The sequence below is a fragment of the Nonomuraea sp. NPDC050153 genome (assembly GCF_044460125.1).
GTDB lineage: Bacteria > Actinomycetota > Actinomycetes > Streptosporangiales > Streptosporangiaceae > Nonomuraea.
Window position 1 is genome coordinate 153,351 of sequence record NZ_JBITJQ010000011.1, and the last position, 25,560, is coordinate 178,910.

Consider the following 25,560-nt stretch of genomic DNA (forward strand, 5'->3'; position numbering starts at 1 on the left):
CTCAGCCCTTCGTCGCGCCGGCGGTGAGGCCCGAGACCACGTACTTCTGTACGAACAGGGCGATCACCATGATCGGCAGGGTGACCACGGTGGTCGCGGCCATCAGGCCGCCCCAGTCGATGCTGGCGTAGCCGACGAAGTCGAAGATCGCCACGGGCAGGGTCTTGGTGTCCGCGTCGGAGAGCACGAGCGCGAACATGAAGTTGTTCCAGGAGAAGATGAACGACAGGATCCCGGCGGTGGCGATGCCCGGCACGGACAGCGGCAGGGTGATGCGCCGGAACGCGCCCACGTGGGTCAGCCCGTCGACCAGCGCCGCCTCCTCCAGCTCCTCGGGCAGGCTGTCGAAGTAACCCATCATGATGTAGACCACCAGCGGCAGCGAGACGAACATGTGGCTGATGATCAGCACCCCGAAGCCCCCGACCATCTTCAGGTTGGAGAAGACGTAGTACCACGGCACCAGCAGCGAGACGCCGGGGATGACCCGGGCCATCAGCACCACCAGCGCGGACTTCCTCATGTTGAACCGGCTCATCGAGTACGCGGCCGGCACGCCGAGGATCAGCGACGCCACGGTGGCGGCGAACGCGACCCAGAGGCTGTTGACGATGAACTCGACGTAGTTCGCCTGCTGGAGCACCTTGGCGTAGTTGTCGAGGGTGGGGGAGAAGACCAGCGCCTTGCCCGGGTCGTAGATGTCGACGTTGGTCTTGAACGACGCGGCGACCATCCAGAGCAGCGGCGCGAGCAGGGCGAGCACCACGAAGGTGAGCGCCACCACCCGGAACACCTGGTACGCGGGCCGGGGCTTCATCGCTGCGCCTCCTTGCGCCGGGCGGTCAGGGCCCACATCGCCCCGATGATGATGAGGAAGAAGAGGATGAGGACCGTGGAGGAGACCCCGTACTCGTTGTAGTCGAAGCTGAGGCCGTAGGCGTACACGTTCAACGTCTCCACCTCGTGGAACGAACCGCCGCCGCGGCCCTTCGTGGCGTAGAGGACGTCGAAGGTCTTCAGCGCGTCGATGCCGCGCAGCAGGACCGCCACGGTCAGCGTGGGCATCAGCAGCGGCAGGGTGACATGCCGGAAACGCTGCCAGGTGCTGGCGCCGTCGATGCGCGCCGCCTCCTGCGGCTCGTCCGACAGCGAGGCGAGCCCGGCGAGCAGGATCAGCACCACCATCGGCGTCCACTGCCACACGTCGATGAAGATCGTGGTGGGCAGGGCCGAGTACCGGCCGGCGAGCCACGGCTGGGGCCCGATGCCGACCCAGCCGAGGGCCTGGTTGGCCAGGCCGATGTTCGGGTCGAAGATGAGCCGCCACATCATGCCGACCGCGACCGGGGTGGCGACGAGCGGCATCAGGATGGCGACCCGGACCCACCGCTGCCCTTTGAACGGCCGCCAGAGCAGCAGCGCGACCGCCATCCCGAGCACCACCTCGAACAGCAGCGCCACCACGGTGAACGCGGCGGTCCGTCCGACTGCGGGCCAGAACCGGTCGGTGTCGGAGAAGACGTCGAGGTAGTTCCGCAGGCCCACGAACTCGCTCTCCGCGCGGACGGATCCCTCGGCGTCGGTCAGGCTGAGGTAGCCGGTCCAGGCCAGCGGGAACACGAGCAGCGCGGCGACGAAGGCCATCGCGGGCGCGGCGAAGAGCCATTTGCGGTGGTCGTCGACCCAGCGCACCCAGCCGGGCGTGTCCGAGGCGGCGGAGGCGCTGCGCGGCGGCTCGGTGGTGGTGATCGTTGCCATGAGGTCTCCAGGGGTGGGCGGGCCTACTTGGCCTCGTCGTCCAGGAACTTCTGGAACGCGGCGTTGGCCGTGTCGGTGGCCGCCGCGGCGTCCTTGCCGGTGATCGCGTCGACGATCGGCTGGCCGACGATCTCGCGGGACTCGGCGACCTTCACGACCAGCGGCCGGTCATGGCCCACCCCGGCCTTGGTGCTGGCCGCGATGGCCTCCACCAGGTCCTTCGGGAAGGTCGAGGTGCTCTCCGGGTCGGCCCAGACGGAGCTGCGGGCGCCCGGCACGCCGGACTTCTGCTGGGCGAGCGTCTGCGCCTTGCTGGTGGCCCACTCGATGAACTTCCAGGCGTTGCCCGCGTTCTCCGAGCTGGAGTTGATGCCCAGCGCCCACGACGGGATGTTGTACGGCTTCGACCCGGCAGGCCCGGCCGGGAACGGCGCGAAGCCGACCTGGTCCGAGACCTTGGACTTGGCCGGGTCGGTGGCGTTCTTGTAGAGCGAGTTGGCCTCGGTGTAGAAGGCGGCCTTGCCCTGGGTGAAGATGGCCATCGCCTCGGGCCAGCCCATGTCGGTGCTGACGTTCGCCGGGCCGGAGTCCTTGATCAGCCCGCCGTAGTAGGCGTACGCCTGCTTGGCCGCGTCGCTGTTGACCGCGGCCTTGCCGCCGCCGTCGACGAAGTCGCCGCCGAAGCTGTAGAGGAAGCTGGAGAACTGGGTGACCGCCGCCGACTTGCCGGTACGGGCGACGAAGCCGGCGACGTCCGGCTCGGCCGCCTTGACCTTGGCGGCGGCGGCCTTCAGCTCGTCGAGGGTCTTCGGCGGGGCGCTCAGCCCGGCCTTGGCGAGCAGGTCCTTGCGGTAGTAGAGGACCTCCTGCTCGGTGATGATCGGGACGCCGACCGGCTTGCCCTCGTGCGTGGTGGCCTCCACCGGGCCGGCCTGGAAGTCGCCGAAGTCCCAGTCCTTGGCGGCCTTCACCTGGTCCGACAGGTCGGCCAGGTACTTGTTCTTGGCGAAGAGCCTGCCCTCCTGAAGGGGGCGGTACATCATCACGTCGATGTCGGACGAGCCGGCGTTCAGCTTGACGTTGTACTGGTCGGAGAGCTGGTCCTCGCCGAGCTGGGTGATCTCGGCCTTGAGCCCGGTCTGCTTCTCGAACTCGGGCAGCGCCTGCTTGATGTTCTCGGTCCACACGTGGTTGGCCAGGGTGACGCGGACCGTCTTGGACCCGCCGTCGCCGCCACCGCCACAGGCGGACAGGCCCATGGCGACAACCACGGCCAGAGATGTACCGAATATCGATCGACGTCGCACGTCATCCCGCCTTCCTGTCATGGTCGCCGCCCCCCGGAAGAGCGACACACGCTCGTAACATCTGCTTAGTGCCGGGATGCTAGGCCAAAAAAGCTGACTTATTCAAGGGTTGGCTCCGACTGATATGCTCTATTTGTGAATCAGTTCACCGCGGGGGGCGCCCCCACCCGGCACGCCCCTGCCGAGGCTGGGCTGCACGCACGCGTCCTCGACCATCTCGGGACCGCCATCTGCAGCGGCGACGTGCCCGCCGGTTCCGTCCTGAGCATCGAAGACCTGGTCGACCGCTACCAGGTCTCCCGCTCGGTGATCCGCGAGGTGCTGCGGGTGCTCGCGTCCATGGGGCTCGTCGAGACCCGGCGCCGGGTCGGGATCATGATCCAGGCCGCCGGGGTGTGGAGCGTCTTCGACCCGCAGGTGATCCGCTGGCGGCTCGCCTCGGACGGGCGGATGGCACAGCTGCGCTCCATCACCGAGCTGCGCACCGCCATCGAGCCGCACGCCGCCTGGCTGGCCGCCGAGCGGATCGACGACGACGAGGCGAGCGAGCTGGTCGGGCTCGCGGCCAGGATGTGGGCCGCCGGGAAGGCCGGCGACGAGGAGCGCTTCCTCACCCTGGACATCGAGTTCCACCGGCGCGTGCTGGCCGCCTCCGGCAACGAGATGTTCGCGAAACTGCAGCTGATCGTCGCCGAGGTGCTCGCCGGCCGGCACCATTACCACCTGATGCCGCACCACCCGGACGAGCAGGCGTTGCAGCTGCACACCGACGTGGCCCAGGCGATCCAGCGGCGCGACGGAGAGCGGGCCCGGGAGGCCATGGTGGGCATCATGGAGCAGGGGTTCGCCGAGATGAAGTCGATGTGGGAGCGGACCGCCGAGCCGGGCGGCGCGTGACGCCCAGGCGCTGGACGGCGACCTCGTGCGCCATTCCCGGAGCGCGGAGCCGCGGATCGGCGCGCCCGTGAAGCAGCCGCCGGCGGTGTGCGGCTGGTGGCGACCGTCCCCTCTTGCCTTCTTCCGCCGTCAGTAGTCTCATAGGGACTACCAAGCTCCAGCTCGGTCGACCGGGCCAGGCCGGGTCCCGGGCGGGCGCACGTTCCTCGAGAGGAAGCCGACGCTGATGACGGTGACCTTGGACAAGAGCGTCGAAGACTTCGTGGCGACGTCTCGGCAGCTCTTCATCGACGGCCGGTGGGTGGACGCCGCCTCCGGCAAGACCTTCGCCACCCCGAACCCCGCCACCGGCCGGCCGCTCGCCCACGTGGCCGAGGCCGACGCCGAGGACGTCGAACGCGCCGTACGGGCCGCCCGCCGCGCCTTCGACGGCCCGTGGTCGCGGCTGACCCCGTCCGAGCGCGGCCGGCGCGCGCCCGGAAACGGTCAGGGCCGGCCGTCGGCGGTCTCGACCCAGCTCAACACGACGAACGGGGTGGCGCACGACGGATGGTGGACGCGACCGGTCGTGACCCGATAGGGGGCGCTGCGCGTTGAGCTGTCCGGCTCGAAGGCGACGACCTCTACGATGCCGACGTCCTGGTCGATGTGGGTCAGCATGCCGTCGTAGGGGCCGCCGAGGCAGATGGCGTTCGGGGCGGGCTTCATCCGGGGCCACGCATCAAGGCGCCGGCCTCGTTGTCCCTCACAAAGCAGACCTCCGCAGCCGTGGCTAGTCCACCAGAGACTACTTGGTGGCCTCCTGAACTCCGCGACTGGCCCTACCCTTGAGCGTGTGGACTCTCGCGCGTTGTCACTCACCGAGTGGGTCGTGCTCGCGCTCGTGGCGGAGGGGCCCACGCACGGCTTCGCCGTCGCGAGGCTCACGGCTCCCACCGGTGCGGTCGGCGCGATCTGGCAGGTGCCGCGGCCCCGGGTCTACCGTGCGCTCGATCGGCTCGCCGACCTTGCCCTCATCGAGCCGTGCGGCGAGGAGCCGGGGCAGGGTGGTCCGCGGCGTACGGTTTTCACCACGACGGCGGCCGGGAGGTCGGCCGTGGACGGGTGGCTGATGTGCCCGGTCGAGCACATCCGCGACATCCGCACCGAGTTCCTGACCAAGTTCGCCCTGCTCCAGCGAGCGGGCGCGGACCCGCGCCCGCTGCTGGACGCGCAGGCCGAGCGCATCGAGCCGATCATCGACAGACTGCGCGCCCAACGCGACCAGGCGCATGGCTTCGACCACGTCGTGGCCGCCTGGCGGTATGAGACGGCCGAGGCGGCGCTGCGCCTGATGCAGACGGCCCGGCACTGAACCCGGCGGCCGTCGAGCTCGTAGCCGGGTGCGGGCGAGCCGGATCCGGAACGCAGGCCGCGCGTCCACGTCGGCTGACCCGCTCCCGTACGTTTCGCGTAGTTATTTGCGCTGAGCGTGTAAGGAATGCATATGGATGGGGCCCATAGGCTCGCGCCGGGCCCAACATGGGGACGAAACCCTCATTCAGGAGCATTCTCCATGTCGATTGTGAAAACGCCCTCTGCTGCCAAGGAGCCTGCTGATACCGGCGAACGGCATCGGCTGACTGTCATCGGTGGGCTGGCCGCGCTGTCGCTGGACGCGATGGCGTCGGTGGCGTACGGGCCCGAGGCGATCGTGCTGGTGCTCGCCCTGGCGGGCGGCGCCGGGCTCGGGTTCACCATCCCGGTCACGCTGACCATCGCGGGCCTGCTGGCCGTGCTCACCTTCTCCTACCGGCAGGTCATCGCCGCCTTCCCCGAGGGCGGCGGCGCCTACGGGGTGGCCAAGACCTACCTCGGCCGCCGGGCCGGCCTGGTCGCCGGGGCCTCGCTGGTCATCGACTACGTGCTCAACGTCGCCGTCTCGGTCGCCGCCGGGGTGGCCGCGCTCACCTCGGCCTTCCCCGAGCTGCTGCCGTACACGGTGTGGCTGTGCCTGGGCGTGCTGGCGCTGGTGACGGCGGTCAACCTGCGCGGGATCGCGCACAGCGCCCGCGCGTTCATCGCGCCCACCGCGATCTACGTGGGTGCGATCCTGCTCGTCGTCGTGGCCGGGCTGATCCGTGGTGAGCCCGCCGTGGACGTCTCCCATCAGGTGAGCAGCCTGCAGACGGTCGGGGTGCTGCTGTTGCTGAAGGCGTTCGCGAACGGTTGTGCCTCGCTGACCGGCGTGGAGGCCATCGCCAACGCCGTGCCGTCCTTCAAGAAGCCCCGGGTACGGCGGGCGCAGCGGGCCGAGGTCGCCTTGGGCGCCCTGCTGGCGGTCATGCTGATGGGCATCGCGGCGCTGATCGAGAAGTTCGCGATCGTCCCGGTGGACGGGGTGACCGTGCTCGCCCAGGTCACGCGGGCCTCGCTCGGGGACGGGCCGCTGTTCTACGTGGTGCAGTTCGCCACCGTGGTGCTGCTGGCGCTGGCCGCCAACACCTCTTTCGGCGGTCTGCCGGTGCTGGCCGAGCTGCTGGCCCGCGACAACAACCTGCCGCATTTCTTCGCCCTGCGGGCCGATCGGCAGGTGCACCGCTACGGCATCGCGTTCCTGACCGTCACCAGCGCGCTGCTGCTGATCGTGGCGGGCGGCGAGATGAACCTGCTGGTGCCGCTGTTCGCGATCGGGGTGTTCGTCGGATTCACGCTGTCGCAGGCCGGCATGGTGCGGCACTGGGTGGGCGAGCGGCCCGCCGGGTGGCGGTGGCGGGCCGGGCTGAACGGGTTCGGCGCGTTGCTGACCTTCGTGGCCGCGATCGTGGTCACGGCGTCGAAGTTCGGTGAGGGCGGCTGGCTGATCGTGGTGGCGTTGCCGCTGATGGTGGCCGGCATGGAGTGGGTGCACCGCTCGTACGCGCGGATCGGCGGGCGGCTGGAGCTGGGCAGGACCCCCGAGCCGCCGCGGCCGCGCCGTTCGCTGGTGGTGGTGCCGGTGCACGCGGTCACCCGGTTGACGCGCGATGCGTTGTCGGCGGCGCTGTCGTTGGGCGATCGGGTGGTGGCCGTCAACGTCACCCATCCGGAGGACGAGCGGCAGGCGCGGGCGTTCGTCGAGGACTGGGATCGGTGGGATCCGGGCGTGGAGCTGGTGCAGCTGTTCGACGCGCACCGGCACCTTGACGAGCCGCTGCTGACGTATCTGGCGCAGGTGCCCGAGCCGCACGTGTTCGTGCTCATCGCCGAGGTCGAGCCGGAGCACGCCTGGCAGCGGATGCTGCAGAACCAGCGTGGCGCGGTGCTGGCCAGGGCGCTGCGGCGGCGTACCGACGCGGTGGTGTGCCGGATGAGGTTCCGCGTCTCATGAGCGCCGCGGGCGAGTGGGCGTGGGCGGCCGGCGGCCATCGGCCGCACGGTCTGACGGCGCTGGTCGCGGTGCTGGCGGGCTGTCTGGCCGGGCTGCTGGCGGCCGGCTCGCTCCTGCGCGAGATGGACGCTTACGAGGTCGCGCACCGGCCGGTCATCGCGCGGGTCGTCGAGGAGCGGCCCATCGTCTCGCGGGTGGTCTGGGACGGTGGGCAGCAGGGCGGCTGGGTTCGCGGGCCGTTGGACCGGGTTTCGGACACGACGGCCCGGGTGTGGCTGGACGGCCGGGGTCGTCTGGCGCCGCGGCCGATCGGGGCGGTGGAGGTCGTCTTCGGCGCCCTGGTGGCCGCCGTCCCCGCCGGGGCGCTGAGCTGGCTGGTCGTGGGGGCGCTGCTGCCGTGGTGGACCGCCCGCCACGCCGCCCTGCGGCTGGATCGGGAGTGGCGCGAGTACGGTTCATCAGGGCCGTAGCCGGGCGCGCTCCAGGTGCTCCTGGAGCGCGCGGGTGGCGATGAACGCCCGTCCGTCTGAAGGGCCGGTCCGCCGTCGTCAACGTCGCGTCAGTATTTCCGCGGCCGGCGTCCGAATTTCGTAATGATCGCGGATTGTGGCCGGTGATGGCTCTAGCGTCTGCCGGGTACGACTCTTCGCTGGAAGGAAGCAGATGTCAGAGCCCCGATTGTGCGTCCCCGTCACGGTGGGCACGTGCGCCTTGACCCTTCGGTTGTTCCGCACGGCCTCGGGCAAGCGGACGGCGGTCGCGTTCTCCTCGCCGCTCAAGCTGGCCAAGGTGCTCGGGCCCGACCAGCGATGGGTACTGCTCACCGCTCCGGCGCTGCGTGGCATGGTCGCCGACCTGGACGTCATCGGCATCGTCGTCGACCCCGCGGGCACGATGACCAGGCCCGCGAAGCGGGTGGCCTGATGTGCCTCTTGCGGCAGGATCAGGCGGGGCAGGAGTTCCAGCAGGTCGCGGACGCTGAGGGGACGCCTGGCGCGTTCCCCGAAGCGGCGGGAGAGACCGACCCGGCCCTTTGTTGAGGCGTCGGGGACCGGCCGTTCCCCACACGCGCGGCTCGGTCCGCGATCCCGGCCGTTGTGCTTCTGATTTCATACTGCATACTGTATGCATGCCTAAGATCATGAACCGTCGCGCCCTGTTAGGCGCCGCCGGGCTGGTGGCCGGAGGGCTGCTGCTGGACGGCGGGCCGGCGCACGGCCTTACGCGGCCCGCCGCCCCCGACGCGGCCTGGGCCAAGCTCAGGGAGGGCAATCGGCGCTGGGCCGCCGATGCCGCGATCCGCCCCCACCAGGACCTCGCCAGGCGGGCCGAGGTCGGCCGGAAGCAGGAGCCGTACGCGGTGGTCGTCTCCTGCATCGACTCCCGGGTGCCTCCGGAGCTGGTCTTCGACGCGGGCCTCGGCGACCTGCTCGGCGTGCGCAGCGCCGCGCAGACGATCGACCCGCTCGTGTCGGGAGCCGTCGAGTACGGGCCGGTCGAACTGGACACCCCCTTGATCGTGGTGCTCGGCCACCAGCGCTGCGGGGCGGTGACCGCCGCCGCGCACGCGCTGGACCAGGGCACCGCGCTGCCCGGCGACCTCCAGCGCATCGTCGAGGCCCTCCGCCCCGCGTACAGGAGCGCCCGGGGCGACGTGGACAAGATGATCAGGATCAACACCGCCCGGACCGTGGCCGGGCTGAAGGCCGGCAAGCTGCTCGCCCCGCGCGTCGCCCGCGGACAGCTCAAGATCGTGGGTGCGTACTACTCCCTCGACTCCGGGCAGGTCACCCGCCTGGTCTAGGAGCAGGTACGGGCGTGCGGTTTCCTGTGCGTTCCTCCTCACCGCCCGAGATAGGGAAAGATGGCGGGAACCCAGGAAAGGATCTTCATGATGAGCGTCGAACCCGACCGGTCAGAGCCCGCCGGGCCGGTGATCGTGCCCGACCAGGACATGGTCAAGCAGTTGCTGGAGCAGATGGAGCTGAAGTACGTCGTGGATGACGAGGGCGATCTCGCGGCGCCCTGGGAGGACTACCGGACGTACTTCATGTTCCGCGGTGAGGGGAACCAGCAGGTCTACTCGGTCCGCACCTTCTACGATCGTCCGTACGGCATCGAGGACAAGCCGCGGCTGCACGAGACGATCGACGACTGGAACCGCCGCACGCTGTGGCCCAAGGTCTACACCCACACCGGTGACGAGGGCTCGGTCCGGCTGGTCGGCGAGGTGCAGATGCTGGTGGGCGACGGCGTGGCGCTGGAGCACTTCGTGGCCAGCACGGTGAGCTGGGTGCGGGCGTCGATGGAGTTCGACGCGTGGATCGTCGAGACGCTCGATCTGGCGAAGGACGCGGAGTCCGGGCCCCGGGAGGGCGGCCAGGCGTAGCCTGCCGGCGGCAGGACCTGACAGGCGGAGCCGGTCGGGGCGAGCGTCGACGGGCGGTCGGGCTACGTCACGGCGCAGGCGGTGCCGTTGAGGGTGAACTGGGTGGGTTCGCCGGTGTTGCCGGTGTGGGTGGCCTGGAAACCGGCGCTCACCGAGCCGCCGGCCGGGATCGTCGCGTTGTGGCTGACGTTGCGGGCGGTGATCTGGCCGCTCGCCGGGCTGTAGGTGGCGTTCCAGCCGGAGGTGATGCTCTGCCCGGCGGGCAGGGTGAACGTCAGCGACCAGCCGCCGATCGGGCTGCCACCGGTGTTGGCGATGGCGAGGTCGGCGGTCAGGCCGGTGTTCCACGCGTTGGTCGTGTAGATCACCCGGCAGGCCGCGCCGGGCGGCGGCGTGACCGGTGGCGGCGTGACGGGTGGCGGCGTGACGGGTGGCGGGGTGACGGTGCCGCCGGGGCGGAGCACGTAGGTCGCCAGCGAGCGGGCCGGCACGGTGGCGGTGAACGCGCCGCCTCCCACCGCGATCGGCGCCTGCGCGGCCATGCTGCTGGAGCCGTTGGTCAGGTACGGCGTCGCGGTGCCGGTGGTGATCCCGGTGTTCTGCAGGGCGTACGAGACCTCGGTGGCGCTGCCGGCCGCGTTGAGCGCCACGACCACGATCGAGCCGTCGCCGTTGCGGTAGGCGGACAACCGCAGGTTGCCGTCGGAGGTGGTCGCCGCGATCCGGTTCGCGCCCGGCCGGATGAACCGGCTGTAGGCGGCCATCGCCCACAACCGCTTGGAGACGCGGTAGGAGTCGCCGTTCATCTGGATGAAGCCGCGGGTGGCGCCGGTGGAGGCGCCGTACCAGTAGATGTAGCCGTTGACGTTGCCGCCGGTCAGGGCGGTGTGGATGGCCTGTGCGACGGTGAAGCCGTCGTAGCCGCTGCCGTCGTCCCAGTTCTCGTTCCAGGTGGTGCCGTCCGGGCTCCACTCCGACATCCAGGTGCGCCGCCCGCTGACCGGCAGCGGCGTGGTCGGGGCGCTGCCGTAGGAGTGGCCGGTGTGGGTGGCGACCCACCGGTGCGCCTCGGAGTCGGCCGCGATCGCGGTGGTGTAGTCGCGCTGCCCGCTCCAGCCCACCACGTCGCAGCAGGTCATGCTCAGCCCGGCGGCGCCGGCGACCGGGCCCAGGATCTTCGCGAACTCCACCGCCTGCGCGGGGGTGAACCGCATCGAGGAGTAGGACGTGGTCCAGTTGGGTTCGTTGGTGAACCCGAGGTCGTTGATGGTGACGCCCTCCTGGGCGTAGAACTTGGCGTACTGCACGAGATAGGCGGCGTACGCCCGCCGCCAGTCGCCGCCGGAGCACGAGGCGCCCGCCAGGCCGCACAGGCTGCCGCCGTTGGCCTCGTCGCCGTTGGTCTTCATGTAGCCGGGCGCGCTCCAGGCGTCGGCGTAGAAGCGGTTCACCCCGTACGCCTTGGCCTCTTTGGCCAGCCACACCTGACCCTCGTCGTTGCCGTCCCAGACGTAGCGCGGGGTGGCGTTCGGGCCGCCCGGGTCGGTCGGCTGGATCGAGCTGGACGTGGAGCTGATGCCCAACCTCAGCATGCTCAACCCGGCCCCGCCGGTGCGGTTGAAGAGCAGGTCGAGGATCTCTCTCTGACGCTGCGCGGACAGTCCCTGCGAGCCGTGCATGATGGCGGACCGGCCGAAGAACTCCGAGATGCCGAACCCGTCGATCGGCTGCTGCACGCCGGCGCCGTTGACGGTGGCCGCCGAGGCCGCGTACGCGGTCGACGACGGCGAGTCGATCACGGCGCCGGCGCCGAGCAGCGCCGCCAGCGCCACCGATGCCTGCGCGACCCGCCGGAATCCGTGCGACATGGCCACTCCCTTCGGCCCGCCTGCGTGGCTGCCGTGAGAATGACAGGAACAATCGGTGAAAGCAAGGATCGTTTCGCCCGCGAGACCCGCGAGGCCCGCGGGATCAGCGGCCGGACGGCGGCGCGGTGCTGTCACGCACGATGAGAGCGGTCGCCAGCTCGATGTGGGATTGGGTGAAACTTTCACCGGCGGCCAGGGCGAGAACCAGCTCGGCCGCGGTGGCGCCCATCTCGGCGAACGGCTGCCGCACGGTGGTCAGCGGCGGCCCGCACCAGCGGGCGTAGGAGATGTCGTCGAAGCCGACGACGCTGAGGTCGCCCGGAATGCCGGCGCCGGCCTGCCGGGCCGCCTCGTAGACGCCGAACGCCTGCAGGTCGTTGCCGCACAGCACCGCCGTCGGCGGGTCGGGCAGGCGCAGCAGCTCCCGGGCGTGGCTGAAGCCGTCCTCGAAGGAGAACCACATGCCGGCCCGCACCAGGCGCTCGTCCAGCGGCACCCCGGCGGCCTGCAACGTCGCGCGCACGCCGTCGAGGCGGGCCCGGGCACACAGGCGTTCGAGCGGTCCGGCGATCACCGCGATCCGCCGGTGGCCGAGGTCGAGCAGGTGCCGGGTCGCGGCGAAGGCGCCGCGCCGGTTGGCCGCCGACACCGACGGGACGGGGTGCAGCGGCTCGCTGGTGGGATCCAGGGCCACGAGCGGGATCGCGCCGGCGCCGAGCAGCCCGTGCTCGGGGATGACGCCCGCGTGCACGGCGATCACCCCGGTCGGGCGCCGGGCCAGCAGGTCCTGGACCCAGTTGCGCCCGGTCGACGCCTCCCGCAGCACGTCCGTGAAGCCGACGGCCAGGCCGTGGCGGACGGCGACCTCCTTCACCCCGCGCATGATCTCCACCGTCACGTGGCTCTGCTGGGTGTAGAGGGCCACCTCGACGCAGGCGGCCCGGACGACCTTCTCGGGGCGCCGGTAGCCCTGCTCGCGCAGCAGCTCCTCGACGCGCCGGCGGGTCTGCGGCGCGACCCCGGAACGCCCGTTGAGCACCTTCGACACGGTGGGCGGCGACACCCCGGCCAGCCGCGCGATTGCTGCGACCGTCAACGCGCCGCGCGGCCGCCGTCGCGCCGCGTTCCCACCGGGGGTGCCGGGAGCCGCATTTCCGCCGGAAGCCGCCTTCGCGCTGGGAGTCGCCTTCGCGCCTGGGGCGCCGGGAGTCGCGCGCCGTTCGCCGGCCCGTGCGGCGCTCGCCCGGCGCTCGGCCACCTCCCGCAGCAGGCGGGCGCGCACCTCTTCGGCCCGCCGGGCCGCCTGCGGGCCGGCAGGCACCGTCTCCACGAGGTAGTCGCGCTTCTTCGACACCGGATCGACGCCGGCGTAGACCCTGACCCGCAGCGATCCGCTGGGGAGGGTCTCGACCTCACCCCGTGCCCGCCGCCGCGGCCCGGACTCGCCCGACATGCCGCCACCGTACCAGGATGGCTCCATGTTCCGCTCCACATAGCTCCATGAATAGCTCCATGGAGTCCGGCGACGTGGCACCGGCCCTTTGTGCGGCCGGGCATGTTCTTGGCATGCTCGGGATCGGCGATCGACGTCCGGCGCGGCAAGGAAGGTGATCGCGTGTCCCAGCCCGGTACGGCCACCGCCCCTGGGCGGACTCCGGCGTGGCGCTACGCCATCGGGATGTTCGGCACCTCCATCCCGATCAACATGATCAAAGGATCGATGATCCTCTTCTACGTCGACATCCTCGGGCTCGACGTCCGCGCGTACGGCGTGGTCATGGTGATCTACGCGGTCATCGACGCGCTGGACAACCCGCTGCTCGGCCACCTCTCCGACCGCACCCGCAGCCGGTTCGGCCGCCGCCGGCCGTGGCTGCTCGTCGGCGCGCCGATGCTCACGGCCTGCATGATCGCGTTCTTCTCCGCGCCGGCCTCGCTGCGGGGCGTCGGCCTCGTGCTCTGGTTCGCGGTGTTCGCGATCCTGTGCGAGGCCTTCGACTCGATGCTCAACGCCAACTACGGCGCGCTGCTGCCGGAGCTCTATCCGCGGGAGCGCGACCGGGCCGTCGCCAACGGGCTGCGCCAGGGCTTCCAGCTCATCGCGCTGGTGATCTCGCTCGCGGTCACCCCGCTGCTCACGACGGGCGTGTTCGGCACCGAGGAGTCCACCCAGGGCTTCCAGATCACGGCGATCATCTACGGCGCGGTCGCGCTCGTCGTGATCGTGTTCATGGCGCTCGGCGCCCGCGAGAGTCCCCGCTACTCCACGCGCGAGCGGCCGCGGCTGCTGCCCAGCGTGTGGTCGATCGTGCGCAACCCGATGTTCTGGACGGTCGGGCTCACCGGCGCCTGCTACGGGACGGCCATGGCGCTCGTGCTCGCGGGCATCCAGCTGTACGTCCGCTACTCCCTCGGGCTCCCGGTCGGGAACGCGCTCTACCTTCAGGGCATCGTCATCCTCGTCACGGCGGGCGGCCTGGCGGTGTGGACGCGCGTCGTCGCCCGCCGCGGCGCCCTGCGGACCTGGCGGCTCGCCTTCGCGGTCCTCGCGGCCGGCTTCGCGGCCCTGTTCTTCGCCACCGACCTCGTCACCGCGATCGCCGCCGGGGTGCTCGTCGGGGCCGGATGGTCGGGGATGCTCGCGACGAACGACCTCATCGTCGCGCGCGTGCTGGACGCCGACGCCGCGCGCAACGGGGAGCACCGCGAAGGGCTCTTCCTGTCCGCGTTCGGCTTCTTCACCCGGCTCAACGGGATCGTGACCGGGCTCGCGCTCACCTCGCTGGGCGTGTTCTTCGGCTACAACTCGGGCGACGACCCCGGCGCCGACCCCGGGCTCGCGTTCCGGGTGTACTTATGCGGGTACCCGTTCGTGCTGACGGCGATCGGCGCGGTCGCGGCGCGGTTCGTCTCGGTCCCGCTGGAGCCGCCGCCCGGGGCGGCCGATCCGGTCGAGCCGCCGCCCTCCGGTCCCGTGGACGAGCCCGCCGCGGAGCGCCCCCGGTGACCCGCCGGGTCGTGATCACGGCCGACGATCTCGGCCGGGAGCCCGGGACGACCGAGGTCATCGTCGCGCTGCTCGCCGAGGGCCACGTCAGCGCGACGACGCTCATCTGCGTCTCGCCGGCCGGGCAGCGAGCCGCGGACCGGGTCCGGGGGCTCGGCGTCCTGCCGCGGCTGCACGTGACGCTCACGAGCGAGCGCGGGGTCCCGCGCTGGCGGCCGCTCGACGGCGCGGCGAGCCTCGTCGATCCGGACGGGACGTTGAGCGACGATCCGTTCGTCCTCGGAGCCCGCGGCGAGGCCGGGGACGTCGTACGGGAGGCGGACGCGCAGCTGCGCTGGATGCGCGACCGGGGCCTCGTGCCCGAGGCGGCCGACTCCCACGCCGGCACCCTCTACGGGCTGCACGGCAGATCGTGGCTGGCCCAGACGCTCGAGTGGTGCGCGCGCCACGGCCTCGCCTTCCGGCTGCCCCGCGACCCTGAACCGTACCTGGGCGGGCCGCTCCCGCCGCAGCTCGCGGCGGCGCATGAGCAGGCCGTCGCGCTCGCCGACGCGCTCGGCGTGGCCATCCCGGAGACGATCGCGACCAACCGGCGCACGGCACACGAGCTCGGCGGCTACGAGCGGCTGCGGGACGACTACCTCCGCCGGCTCGCGGCCCTCCCCGAGGGCACGAGCGAGCTGTTCCTGCACCCGTCCCGCGAGGACGCGGTCACGGGACCGGACGGCATCGTGCGGACCTGGGAGGCGCGGCTGCTGCGTGACCCGGTGTGGCACGAGGCCCTGGAGCGTGAGGGCGTCGAGGTCGTCGGAGGCTGGTGGAGCTGACCCGGGAGCCGTTCACACCCGCCGGGGGCGGCGGGCGAGGTAGACCACCGCGGGCGGCAGGTTGCGCCAGACGGTCCGGCTCGTCATGACCTCTTCGAACTCCGTCCGCAGGCCGTCGAGCAGATGCCTGGCCGGAGGCGCCCAGCGGGTCCAGTTGTAGGCGAACTGCGTGTAGACCCCGGAGGAGGCGAGCGCCCGGGGGACCGACTCGATCAGGGGAGGCTCGCCGGCGTAGGCGACCCACGGCAGGCCGCTGACGATGGCGTCCGCCGGCCCGACGCCGCGCTCGGCGAGCAGCTCGGGCAGCCGCACGGCGTCCTCGCAGATCACTTCGACCGACGGGTACGCCCGCGCGATCCCCGCGGCGAACCGGTCGTTGAGCTCGACCACGACGTGCCTGCCCCGGCCGGCCAGCCGCCGCTGGACGGCGGAGGTGAAGGCGCCCGTCCCCGCGCCGAGCTCCACCACCACCGGCTCCCCGCGCTCCGGGATCCCCACCACCATCCGCTCGGCCAGCCACGCCGAGCTCGGCACCGCCGAAGCCGTCCGCAGGGGAGACCTGACGAACTCCCACAGGAACCGTCCCCTGTCGAGGCCGCGGCGCTCTTGATCGGTTGTCACCCTTAGATCCTGCCGAACGGGGACGGGTGCGACATAACGCACAAAAGTCTCATTGATGAACATCTGGGCACCCCGATCGCTGCCGCTGATTTGTTGTGATTTGAGGCATTCATGAGGCGCGGCTCGGCGTCCACCGGCCTGGCCGGGGCAGCATCCGCGACAGGAGCGGCTCAGCCGTGACCGGCGCTGTGCTGACAGGGGGATGCCGACGATGTCACCGGGGAAGAGGAAGCCGGATCTGGTGAGCTTCATGTTCGCCGAACAGCCGGACGGGAGTTACGTGACGTCCCTGCGGGGCCAGGCGGTGCTGCACGAGCCGCTGCTGAACAAGGACACGGCGTTCTCACCGGAGGAGCGCGCCGAGCTGGGCCTGGAAGGCCTGCTGCCAACGGCGGTCGAGTCGCTGGACGAGCAGGTGCGCCGGATGTACCTGCAGTACCGTGCGCAGCCGAGCGACCTGCTCAAGAACGTCTACCTGGAGGCGCTGCGGGACCGCAACGAGGTGCTCTACTACCGGCTGCTGGTCGATCATCTGCGGGAGATGCTGCCCGTCGTGTACGACCCGACCGTCGCCGCGGCGATCAAGGGCTACAGCCACGAGTACCGCCGCCCGAGGGGCGTCTACCTGTCCGTCGAGGACCCCGCCGGGATCGAGCGGGCGTTGACGAACACCGGGCTGGGCCCGGACGACGTCGACCTGATCGTCGCCTCCGATGCAGAGGAGATCCTGGGAATCGGCGACTGGGGGGTGGGCGGCGGCATCGGCATCGCCACCGGCAAGCTGGCCGTCTACACCGCCGCCGCGGGCATCGACCCCGCCCGCGTCATCCCGGTCGCCCTGGACGTGGGCACCGACAACGAGGCGCTGCTGAACGACCCGGCCTACGTCGGCAACCGGCACGCGCGGGTACGCGGGAAGCGCTACGACGACTTCATCGACGCCTACGTCACCACCGCCACCCGGATGTTCCCCGGCGCCCTGCTGCACTGGGAGGACTTCGGCCCGTCCAACGCCCGCCGGATCCTGGAGAAGTACACCGGCCGCGTCTGCACCTTCAACGACGACATGCAGGGCACCGGCGCCATCGTGCTGGCCGCCATGCTCAGCGCCGTCCGGGTGTCCCGGACCCCCATGCGCGAGCAGCGGATCGTCATCTTCGGCGCGGGCACCGCCGGCATCGGCATCGCCGACCAGCTGCGCGACGCGATGGTCCGCGACGGCCTGGACCTCGACACCGCGACCCGGCGGATCTGGCCGATCGACAAGCAGGGCCTGCTCACCGACGACATGACGGACCTGCGCGACTACCAGCGGTCTTACGCCCGCCCGCCGGACGAGGTCGCCGGCTGGGCCCGCGACGGGCACGGCATCTCGCTGGCCGAGGTCGTCGAGCGCGTCAAGCCGACCATGCTGCTGGGCACCTCCACCGCGCACGGCGCGTTCACCGAGAAGATCGTGCGCACCATGGCGGCGGGCGTGGACCGCCCGATCATCTTCCCGATCTCCAACCCGACCGAGCGCATCGAGGCCATGCCCGCCGACCTGATCCGCTGGAGCGACGGCCGGGCCCTGATCGCCACCGGCATCCCGATCGAGCCGATCACGTACAAGGGCGTCACCCATGCCATCGGCCAGGCCAACAACGCCCTGCTCTACCCGGGGCTGGGGCTGGGCGTGGTGGTCGCGCGGGCCCGCCGGGTCAGCCCCGGCATGCTGCAGGCCGCCGCCGAGGCGGTCGGCGACATGGTCGACGTCTCCGCCCCGGGCGCGTCCCTGCTGCCCCAGGTGGACAACCTGCGCGAAGTCTCCGCCACCGTCGCCGTCGCCGTCGCGAACCGGGCCGCCGAGGAACACCTGGCCCGCGTCGACCTGCGCGACACCGTGCAGCGGGTCCTGGAGAGCATGTGGCGGCCCGCCTACCGCCGCGTCCACGGGAACGGGCTGTGACCGCGCCGCGGGTCCGTGAGGTGCCGATCGGGCTGCGGGCCACCGGCACCCGGACGGAGAACGACTCGCTCGGCGAGGTGGAGGTCCCGGCCGAGCACTACTGGGGCGCGCAGACCCAGCGGTCGCTGATCCACTTCAGCATCGGCGACGACCGCATGCCCAAGGCCGTCTACCGCGCCTACGGCTACATCAAGAAGGCCGCCGCGATCGTCAACGCCCGCGCCGGCCGGCTGCCCCGCTGGCAGGCCGACCTGATCAGCCGGGTCGCCGACGAGGTCATCAGCGGCGAGCTGGACAGTGAGTTCCCGCTGTACGTGTGGCAGACCGGCTCGGGCACCCAGTCGAACATGAACGTCAACGAGGTGATCTCCAACCGGGCGATCCAGCTCGTCGGCGGGAGGCTGGGCAGCAAGGACCCCGTCCACCCGAACGACCACGTGAACATGGGCCAGTCGTCCAACGACACCTTCATCACCGCCATGCACATCGCCGCCGCGGAGGCCGTCGACGACCACGTGCTGCCCGCCGTGACCCGGCTGCGCGAGAGCGCCGCGGCCAAGAGCCGGCGGTGGGAGCACGAGGTCAAGATCGGGCGTACCCATCTGGAGGACGCCACGCCGCTGACCGTCGGCCAGGAGTGGTCGGGCTACGTCGCCCAGCTCGGCGACGCCATCGACCATCTCGAACGCACCCGCATCGGGCTGTACCGGCTGGCCATCGGCGGCACCGCGGTCGGCACCGGGCTGAACGCGCCGCCGGGGTTCGGCGAGGAGGTGGCCGAGCAGATCGCCGGGCTCACGGGGCGCCCCTTCGTCAGCGCGCCGAGCAAGTTCGCCGCCCAGGCCTCCTGCGACGACCTGGTACGGGCCTCGGCGGCGCTGCGCGCCCTGGCCGTGCCGCTGTTCAAGTTCGCCAACGACCTGCGCTGGCTCGGCTCCGGGCCGCGTACCGGCCTGCACGAGCTGATCCTGCCGGCCAACGAGCCCGGCTCGTCGATCATGCCCGGCAAGGTCAACCCGACCCAGGCCGAGGCCATGCTGATGGTCGCCATCCAGGTGGCCGGCAACGACACCGCCGTCTCGATGGCCGGCGCCGAGGGCAACTTCGAGCTGAACGCCTTCCGCCCGGTCATCATCAAGAACGTCCTGCATTCGGCGCGAATCCTGGCCGACATGATGGATCACTTCCGCACCTACCTGGTCGAAGGGGCCAAGCTCAACACCGAAAGGCTGCGCCACTACATCGACCACTCGATCATGATGGTGACCGCGCTCAGCCCCGTCGTGGGCTACGACCAGGCCGCCCGCATCGCCCACCACGCGCTGGACAACGACCTCCCGCTCCGCGATGCCGCACTCCAGTGCGGCATCGCGGAGGACCTCTACGACCGGATCGTCAGACCCGAAAGCCTCACCAGGCCCGGGGTGCCCAGCCCGGACGGCGGCGGCCGACGCTGACCTGGTTGGCCGGGAGCGCGGCCGTCAGCTGTTCTTGAAGGCCTTCAGCGCGGGGAGCGCCCGGCCCCGGAAGTCGAACAGCGTGGTGTTGCTGACCACGTTCGGCCCGCCCACCTGCCAGCCCACCCCAGGTGCGGGGATCATCACCGGGTCCCAGTACAGGTCGCCGAGGACGGCGCCGTCGCGGACGCTCTTGAGCCCGGCGAACAGCGCGCTGAGGAAGTCGTGCTGGCCCTGCGGCGTCTCGGGGTAGGGAACGGGGCCGTTGTCCATGAGCTGGCCTTCGACGCCGTCGTGGGTGACCGGGTTCCAGTTGACGCCGGTCTCCATCACCATGATCTTCTTGCCGAAGCGGGCGCTGATCCGGTCGAAGAACCCCAGGACCGTGGGGATGTCCTTCTGCGTCCAGTACGGGTAGTAGGAGGCGCCGATGACGTCGTAGGGCACTCCTTGCCTGTCCAGCTCGCCGAAGTACCACTCGTACTTGCCGTCGTTGCCGGCGTCGTCCAGGTGGAGGATGACCTGGGTGGACGGGGACACCTCCTTGACCGCGCGGTACCCGGCCTTGAGGAAGCGGCCCAGCTTGGCGAAGGGGTCGCTCTGGCCGTAGGACTTCCCGTACGGAAAGAGGATCCCGCCCTGGATCTCGTTGCCGAGGGAGACGAACTGCGGGGTGGTGCCCTGGGCCTTCATCCGCCGCAGGACGCGCTTGGTGTAGTCGTGGACGTAACTCTCCAGCGCGGTGACGGCCTGTTCTTCCGGCAGCGCGGTGACCTGCCGCCAGTCCTTGGGGATGTCCTGGATGGCGCCGTTGGACCAGTAGTCGCTGTAGTGGAAGGTGAGCTGGATCCGCATGCCGCAGGCGGCGGCCCGGCGGGCCAGGTCGAGCATGTCGTTCTCGTCCTGGTAGCCGTCGGGCAGGTGGTCGTCGGGGTAGCCGATGCGCGGGTGGTCGGGGCCGGTGTCGTTGTACAGGCGCAGGCGGACGAGGTTGACGCCGTTGTCGCGCATGATGTCCAGCGGGTCGCGGCGGCGGCCGTCGGCGTCGCGGTAGACGCCGCCGCTGTCCTCGACCCAGTTGAGCATGGTGATGTCACCTCCCTTGAGGAACCGGTGCTGCGCGGCGGCGGGCGTGGCGGGTGACGCGGCGAGTAACAGCACCATGGTGGTCAAACAAGCGATGATCGCCCGTGGATGTCTCATGAAGGGCTCCTTCTCGTGGGATGGCGGAGGTCGTGATGTCGCGTCACCACTCGGCGAAGGAGCCGTCGGGGTGCCGCCAGAGCGGGGTGCGCCAGTGGTGGCCCTGCCGGGCCATCCGCTCCACCTCGGCCTCGTCGATCTCGATGCCGAGTCCGGGGCGGACGGTGCGGGCGGCGTACCCGGCGGTGAAGGTCAGCGGGCCGGGATCGACGAGGTAGTCCAGGACGTCGTTGCCCTGGTTGTAGTGGATGCCGACGCTCTGCTCCTGGATGAGGAAGTTGGGGACGGCGAAGGCGAGTTGCAGGCTGGCGGCCAGCGCGATGGGGCCGAGCGGGCAGTGCGGGGCCATGGCCACGTCGTAGGTCTCGGCCATCGCGGCGATCCGGCGGACCTCCGAAATTCCGCCGGCGTGGCTCACGTCGGGCTGGGCCACCGCGATACCGTGCCCGATGACGTCGCGGAAGTCCCAGCGCGAGTACAGGCGCTCGCCGGTCGCGAGCGGGATCGAGGTGCCCGCGGCGAGGGCGACCAGGTTGCGCGAGTGCTCGGGCAGCACCGCCTCCTCCACGAAGAGCGGCAGGTACGGCTCCAGCAGCGGCAGCAACCGCCGGGCCATGGCGGTGGAGGCGCGGCCGTGCAGGTCCACGACCAGGTCATGGCCGGGGCCGATGGCCGCGCGCACGGCGGCGACGCGCTCGACGACCTCCATGGTGCGGGCGGGGGTGTCGATGGCGGTCAGCTCGGCCGAGCCGTTCATCTTGACGGCGGTGAACCCCGCCTCGATCTGCGCCGCCGCCAGGTCGGCCACCTCCGTGGGACGGTCGCCGCCGATCCAGGCGTACATGCGCACCCGCTCGCGCACCGGCCCGCCGAGCAGGGCGTGCACGGGCAGCCCGGCCGCCTTGCCGGCGATGTCCCACAATGCCTGGTCGATGCCGGCGACCGCGCTGGACAGCACCGGGCCGCCCCGGTAGAAGCCGCCCTTGGTGAGGACCTGCCAGTGGTCCTCGATGCGCAGCGGGTCCGCGCCGATCAGGTGGTCGGCCAGCTCGGCCACGGCTGCGCGCACGGTTTCCGCCCGTCCTTCGACGACCGGCTCGCCCCAGCCGGTGATGCCCTCGTCGGTGCGCACGCGCAGGAACAGCCAGCGCGGCGGGACGAGAAAGGTGTCCATGGACACGATCTTCATGGGGGTCCGTTCTAGGAGGAGGTGGTGGAGATGCTCCAGCCGCCGTCGACGGTCAGGCAGGCGCCGGTGACGAACGAGGCCTCCGGCGCGGCGAGGAAGGCGACGGCGGCGGCCACCTCTTCGGGGGTGCCGAAGCGGCCGGCGGGGGTCTCGGCGATGGTGGCCGCGCGTCCTTCCTCGCCGATGCCGTCCCAGGCGGGGCTCATGACGGGGCCGGGGACGACCGCGTTGACCCGTACGCGGGGGGCGTACTCGACGGCGAGCTGCCGGGTCAGGGACTCCAGCCCGCCCTTGGCGGCGGCGTACGGGGCGCAGCCGGGGATCCCGGTCCTCGCGTGCACCGACGAGGTGATCACCAGGGCCCCGGAGGTCTCGGCCAGCAGCGGGCAGAAGGAGCGGGCCGCCAGGTAGGCCGCTTTCAGCACCACGTCGATCTGCAGGTCCCAGTCGGCCTCGGGCAGCTGGTGCGCCGGGCGGGCGGGGACGACGCGTCCGGGACCGTTGCAGTGCAGGACGTCCAGACGCCCGAAGCGACCCGTCACCGTCTCATGGGCGGCGGCCCAGTCGGCGGCCGAGGCGACGTCGAGGTGCAGGTAGGTGCCCCCGAGGGAGCCGGCCAGGCGCTCGCCGCGCTCGTCGGCCACGTCGGCGAGCAGCACGTGCGCGCCCTCGGCGGCCAGCCGGGTGGCCGTGGCGGCGCCGATGCCGGACGCGGCGCCGGTGACCAGGGCCACCTTGCCGGCGAAGCGACCCATCAGCGGCCTCCGGTGAACAGGGCGTTGGCGCGACGCTGCAGCTCGACGTCGGCCCACATGGGGTGCTGGGGAGCGGCGTTGGAGCACACGACGGTGCCCCACGCGTCGACCCGGCGGGCGTGCGCGACGGCCTGGAGGCAGATCTCCGCTCCCACCGTGCCCTCCTCGAACGTGCCGTGCAGCGGCGTGTACCCGACCCAGCCCTCGCCGAACACCAGGGGAAGACCGCGGGCGGCGGCCCAGTCGGCGGCCACCTCGATCCACAGGCGCAGTCTCTCGGCCATGCCGTAGCGGTAGACGGCGTACCGGTCGTACAACCAGCGGTCGAACCGGGCGGGGTCGCACCAGTCGTGCAGATAGACCTCGCGGGCCGGGACCACCGTGGCCGCGCTCCGCCAGGCCTGCTCGGGACGCCAGTCCTCCAGGTCGGGGGCGTCCGGGCGCAGCAGTTCCCGCCGGGCGCGCTCCTGCGGGAACGGCACCGAGGTGTCGCGCAGCGCGAAGGTCTCGATGAGCTCGTCCAGCACCCCGTAGACGTAGGGGTGGAAGACGGCGACGTCGACGTTCCCCGGGATGCCGCGCATCTCGGCATGCGGCACCCGGGCGTAGTTCACGGTCACGGGCGTGTCCGGATGCCGCTCCTTGAACGTGTCGACGGCCCGCTCCAGGTACGGTCGCAGGCCGAGCACCCGGGGCTCGCCGGGCGCGAGCGCTTCGGTGAGCCAGGTGGACTGGATCTCGTTGTGCAGTTCGACGAACGCGATCCGCTCGGCCAGGCCGTGCCCGGCCACGAAGTCGACCAGGTCGGCCAGCGCCCGGGCGAGCGCGTGGGCGCGACGGTCGGCGGGAACCGCCCGCAGCGCCTCGTACCAGGCCGGATCGCTCAGGAAGCTGGAGCTCTGCTGGTACTCCCAGGAGGAGACGATCACCCGGCAGCCGTGCCGGCGGGCGGCCTGGAACAGCGCCAGCAGGTGGGCGCGGCCGTCGATCGTCGCGCTCTCGCGCACGTCGTACCAGCGGGTGCGCAGGCCGTAACCGCGGCCGAAGGGGGCGAAGGTCAGCGCGGAGGTGTCCAGCCCGGACCCGAACAGCAGGTACGGCATGGCGCAGATCCGCACGGTGTTGTAGCCGCGCGCGACGGCGTCGGCGAAGGCGCGGTCCAGGTCCTCGAAGGGTTCGCCGGGGCCGGTCCTGGTGTACCAGGTGAAGTCCCAGAGCGAGATGGTCAGTTCGGACAAAGGTCGGCTCCTCAGGATTTGACGGCCCCGGCCGTCAGGCCGTCGAGCAACTGCTTGCGCAGCAGCATGAACATGACCAGGCTCGGGATGGCGGCCAGCACGCTGCCGGCCAGCACCAGGTCGACCTGGCGGCTCTCGGCGCCGTACAGCGCCTGGATGCCCAGCGGCAGGGTGTACTGGGCGGGATCGGAGACCACGATGAGCGGCCAGAAGAAGCTGTTGTAGCTGTTGAGGAAGCTCCACACGGCCAGCGCGCCCAGGGCGGGGCGCAGCAGGGGCAGCACCACGCGGGTGAACAGCCCGAACTCCGAGGCGCCGTCGATGCGGGCGGCCTCCAGCACCGAGTCGGGCACGGCCTGCTCGGCGTACTGGCGCATCATGAAGATCCCGAACGCGGGGGCGACCCACGGCACGATCAGGCTGAAGTAGACGTCGGTGACGCCGGCCTTGATGAGCATGACGAACAAGGGCACGACGATCACCGCGAACGGCACGGCCATGGAGCTGAACATGATGTCGAAGAGCAGCCGCTTGCCGCGGAAGCGGTACTTGGCGAAGGCGAACCCGGCCAGCGAGCACACGAACACCGACACCGCGGTGGACACCACGGCCACGACGGTGCTGGTCGCGAACCAGCCCCAGAACGGCTGCGTCTCCAGCAGCCGCGCGTAGTTCTCCAGCGTGAACGGGGAGGGCAGCGGCTGCGGCGGGTAGACGAAGATGTCGCCCCGGCGCTTGAACGACGAGCTGAGCGCCCACAGCAGCGGCAGGGCGAACACCACCACCAGCGCGGCGAGCAGCGTGTACACGAGTCCGGGCCGGCGGCGGGCGGGCCTGGCCCGGACGCGCCTGGCGTGCGAGGCGCTCATTTCTCCCTCCCCACCCCGAAGACCGCGTTGGCGGTGCGCCCGATCAGGAAGACGATGACGAACATGACGACGCCGGCGGCGGCCGCGTAGCCGAGTTGCTGGCGGGTGAACGCCTCGCGGTAGATGAACATGGCCACCGACAACGTCGCCTCTCCCGGGCCGCCCTTGGTCAGCAGCATGGGTTCCTCCAGGATCTGCGCGGTGCCGACCATGACGGTGACGGCGACGAACGCGGTGACCGGCCTGAGCATGGGCAGGGTGACGTTGAAGAAGCTGTGCAGGCGGCCGGCGCCGTCGATGGCGGCGGCCTCGTACAGCTCGCGCGGGATGTTCTTCAGCCCGGCCAGGAAGAAGATCGTCAGGTAGCCGGTCCAGCGCCACAGCACCAGGAGCATCACGCTGACCTTGGCCCAGGAGGGCTCGCCCAGCCAGTCGATGCCGCCCCACCCGAAGAAGCCGCGCAGCGCGGCGTTGAGCAGGCCGTATTCACGGTCGTAGAACAGCGTGAAGACCAGCGCGATGATGATCGGCGACAGCACCACGGGCATGAAGAACGTCAACCGGAAGAAGTCCCGGCCCCGCAGCCCGCGTACGTTGAGCGCCTGGGCGATCAGCAGCGCGACCGGCACCACGACGCAGACGGAGAACAGCACGTACAGGACGGTGTTGACGACCGCGCGCAGGAAACTGTCGTCGCCGAACAGCCGGGTGTAGTTGTCGAGCCCCACCCACAGCGGCGTGCCGAGCCCGGCCCACTCGGTCAGGCTCAGGTAGCCGCCGATGCCGATCGGGACCAGCAGGAACAGCGCGTACAGCAGGTAGAACGGGGAGATGAAGGCGTAGGGCGCCAGCGCCCGCCGCTGCGTGAGAGCCGGCAC

The 25,560-nt window shown here is 71.1% G+C and carries 24 protein-coding genes; 12 read left to right on the plus strand and 12 right to left on the minus strand.

Features of this window, described 5'->3' with window-relative positions:
• Position 1 precedes the first annotated feature (1 nt).
• From ACIBQ1_RS27030 to ACIBQ1_RS27040, 3 genes are read right to left on the minus strand one after another with little or no spacing between them, the layout of a single operon-like run.
• The gene (locus ACIBQ1_RS27030; protein ID WP_397281740.1) at positions 2-817 is read right to left on the minus strand and encodes a carbohydrate ABC transporter permease; all 816 of its coding nucleotides are present in this window, start codon (positions 815-817) and stop codon (positions 2-4) included.
• Positions 814-1,758 carry a carbohydrate ABC transporter permease gene (locus ACIBQ1_RS27035; RefSeq protein WP_397281742.1) on the minus strand — a complete coding sequence of 315 codons (945 nt, stop codon included), beginning with the start codon at positions 1,756-1,758 and terminating at the stop codon, positions 814-816. The genes ACIBQ1_RS27030 and ACIBQ1_RS27035 overlap by 4 nt, the downstream gene beginning before the upstream one ends.
• A gap of 23 nt (positions 1,759-1,781) precedes the next feature.
• The gene (locus ACIBQ1_RS27040; RefSeq protein WP_397281744.1) at positions 1,782-3,029 is read right to left on the minus strand and encodes an ABC transporter substrate-binding protein; all 1,248 of its coding nucleotides are present in this window, start codon (positions 3,027-3,029) and stop codon (positions 1,782-1,784) included.
• Between the two features lie 171 nt (positions 3,030-3,200).
• Between ACIBQ1_RS27040 and ACIBQ1_RS27045 the strand changes: the two genes are divergently transcribed.
• From ACIBQ1_RS27045 to ACIBQ1_RS27080, 8 genes are all read left to right on the plus strand, one after another.
• Positions 3,201-3,962 carry a FadR/GntR family transcriptional regulator gene (locus ACIBQ1_RS27045; protein ID WP_397281746.1) on the plus strand — a complete coding sequence of 254 codons (762 nt, stop codon included), beginning with the start codon at positions 3,201-3,203 and terminating at the stop codon, positions 3,960-3,962.
• A gap of 226 nt (positions 3,963-4,188) precedes the next feature.
• Positions 4,189-4,542: an aldehyde dehydrogenase family protein gene (locus tag ACIBQ1_RS27050; protein ID WP_397281748.1), complete on the plus strand. Its 354-nt coding sequence runs from the start codon at positions 4,189-4,191 to the stop codon at positions 4,540-4,542.
• A gap of 255 nt (positions 4,543-4,797) precedes the next feature.
• Positions 4,798-5,316, plus strand: a complete 519-nt coding sequence (locus tag ACIBQ1_RS27055) for a PadR family transcriptional regulator (protein ID WP_397281749.1) — start codon at positions 4,798-4,800, stop codon at positions 5,314-5,316.
• A gap of 201 nt (positions 5,317-5,517) precedes the next feature.
• Positions 5,518-7,311, plus strand: coding sequence for an APC family permease (locus ACIBQ1_RS27060; protein WP_397281751.1), 1,794 nt, complete (start codon positions 5,518-5,520; stop codon positions 7,309-7,311).
• Positions 7,308-7,781, plus strand: a complete 474-nt coding sequence (locus tag ACIBQ1_RS27065) for a hypothetical protein (RefSeq protein WP_397281753.1) — start codon at positions 7,308-7,310, stop codon at positions 7,779-7,781. Before ACIBQ1_RS27060 ends, ACIBQ1_RS27065 begins: the two co-directional genes overlap by 4 nt.
• A 193-nt stretch (positions 7,782-7,974) precedes the next feature.
• Positions 7,975-8,235 (plus strand): SAV_915 family protein, encoded by a 261-nt coding sequence (locus tag ACIBQ1_RS27070; RefSeq protein WP_397281755.1) that lies wholly within the window; start codon positions 7,975-7,977, stop codon positions 8,233-8,235.
• A 205-nt stretch (positions 8,236-8,440) separates the two neighbouring features.
• Positions 8,441-9,115, plus strand: coding sequence for a carbonic anhydrase (locus ACIBQ1_RS27075; RefSeq protein ID WP_397281756.1), 675 nt, complete (start codon positions 8,441-8,443; stop codon positions 9,113-9,115).
• Positions 9,116-9,202: 87 nt separating this feature from the next.
• On the plus strand, positions 9,203-9,700 hold the full coding sequence (locus tag ACIBQ1_RS27080) for a YbjN domain-containing protein (protein WP_397281757.1): 498 nt from the start codon (positions 9,203-9,205) through the stop codon (positions 9,698-9,700).
• A 62-nt stretch (positions 9,701-9,762) separates the two neighbouring features.
• Here the strand turns inward: ACIBQ1_RS27080 and ACIBQ1_RS27085 are convergent, their stop codons facing one another.
• Positions 9,763-11,568, minus strand: a complete 1,806-nt coding sequence (locus tag ACIBQ1_RS27085) for a cellulose binding domain-containing protein (RefSeq protein WP_397281759.1) — start codon at positions 11,566-11,568, stop codon at positions 9,763-9,765.
• A 103-nt stretch (positions 11,569-11,671) separates the two neighbouring features.
• Entirely contained in the window at positions 11,672-13,048 is a 1,377-nt protein-coding gene (locus tag ACIBQ1_RS27090) for a LacI family DNA-binding transcriptional regulator (protein ID WP_397281760.1), read from the minus strand.
• A gap of 135 nt (positions 13,049-13,183) precedes the next feature.
• On the opposite strand from ACIBQ1_RS27090, the gene ACIBQ1_RS27095 reads away from it, so the two are divergent.
• Entirely contained in the window at positions 13,184-14,575 is a 1,392-nt protein-coding gene (locus tag ACIBQ1_RS27095; protein WP_397281762.1) for an MFS transporter, read from the plus strand.
• Complete coding sequence (locus ACIBQ1_RS27100) at positions 14,572-15,402, plus strand: carbohydrate deacetylase (RefSeq protein ID WP_397281764.1); 831 nt, start codon at positions 14,572-14,574, stop codon at positions 15,400-15,402. Before ACIBQ1_RS27095 ends, ACIBQ1_RS27100 begins: the two co-directional genes overlap by 4 nt.
• Before the next feature lie 12 nt (positions 15,403-15,414).
• On the opposite strand, the gene ACIBQ1_RS27105 is transcribed toward ACIBQ1_RS27100, so the two are convergent.
• On the minus strand, positions 15,415-16,023 hold the full coding sequence (locus tag ACIBQ1_RS27105) for a class I SAM-dependent methyltransferase (RefSeq protein ID WP_397281766.1): 609 nt from the start codon (positions 16,021-16,023) through the stop codon (positions 15,415-15,417).
• 211 nt (positions 16,024-16,234) lie between these two features.
• Here ACIBQ1_RS27105 and ACIBQ1_RS27110 point away from each other — a divergent pair, with 211 nt between their 5' ends.
• Both ACIBQ1_RS27110 and ACIBQ1_RS27115 read left to right on the plus strand, forming a co-directional pair.
• Positions 16,235-17,971: an NAD-dependent malic enzyme gene (locus ACIBQ1_RS27110; protein ID WP_397281768.1), complete on the plus strand. Its 1,737-nt coding sequence runs from the start codon at positions 16,235-16,237 to the stop codon at positions 17,969-17,971.
• On the plus strand, positions 17,968-19,428 hold the full coding sequence (locus ACIBQ1_RS27115; protein ID WP_397281770.1) for a class II fumarate hydratase: 1,461 nt from the start codon (positions 17,968-17,970) through the stop codon (positions 19,426-19,428). Before ACIBQ1_RS27110 ends, ACIBQ1_RS27115 begins: the two co-directional genes overlap by 4 nt.
• Before the next feature lie 24 nt (positions 19,429-19,452).
• Here ACIBQ1_RS27115 and ACIBQ1_RS27120 read toward each other — a convergent pair whose 3' ends face one another.
• Genes ACIBQ1_RS27120 through ACIBQ1_RS27145 form a run of 6 tightly spaced genes read right to left on the minus strand, consistent with a single transcriptional unit; the run spans position 19,453 to position 25,560 of the window.
• Complete coding sequence (locus ACIBQ1_RS27120; protein ID WP_397281771.1) at positions 19,453-20,631, minus strand: arabinogalactan endo-beta-1,4-galactanase; 1,179 nt, start codon at positions 20,629-20,631, stop codon at positions 19,453-19,455.
• A gap of 43 nt (positions 20,632-20,674) precedes the next feature.
• Positions 20,675-21,820, minus strand: a complete 1,146-nt coding sequence (gene dgoD, locus ACIBQ1_RS27125; protein ID WP_397281773.1) for a galactonate dehydratase — start codon at positions 21,818-21,820, stop codon at positions 20,675-20,677.
• Between the two features lie 11 nt (positions 21,821-21,831).
• Positions 21,832-22,575, minus strand: a complete 744-nt coding sequence (locus ACIBQ1_RS27130) for an SDR family NAD(P)-dependent oxidoreductase (RefSeq protein ID WP_397281774.1) — start codon at positions 22,573-22,575, stop codon at positions 21,832-21,834.
• Positions 22,575-23,813, minus strand: coding sequence for a cellulase-like family protein (locus ACIBQ1_RS27135; protein WP_397281775.1), 1,239 nt, complete (start codon positions 23,811-23,813; stop codon positions 22,575-22,577). Before ACIBQ1_RS27135 ends, ACIBQ1_RS27130 begins: the two co-directional genes overlap by 1 nt.
• 11 nt (positions 23,814-23,824) lie before the next feature.
• Positions 23,825-24,682: a carbohydrate ABC transporter permease gene (locus ACIBQ1_RS27140; RefSeq protein WP_397281776.1), complete on the minus strand. Its 858-nt coding sequence runs from the start codon at positions 24,680-24,682 to the stop codon at positions 23,825-23,827.
• On the minus strand, positions 24,679-25,560 hold the full coding sequence (locus ACIBQ1_RS27145; RefSeq protein ID WP_397281778.1) for a carbohydrate ABC transporter permease: 882 nt from the start codon (positions 25,558-25,560) through the stop codon (positions 24,679-24,681). Before ACIBQ1_RS27145 ends, ACIBQ1_RS27140 begins: the two co-directional genes overlap by 4 nt.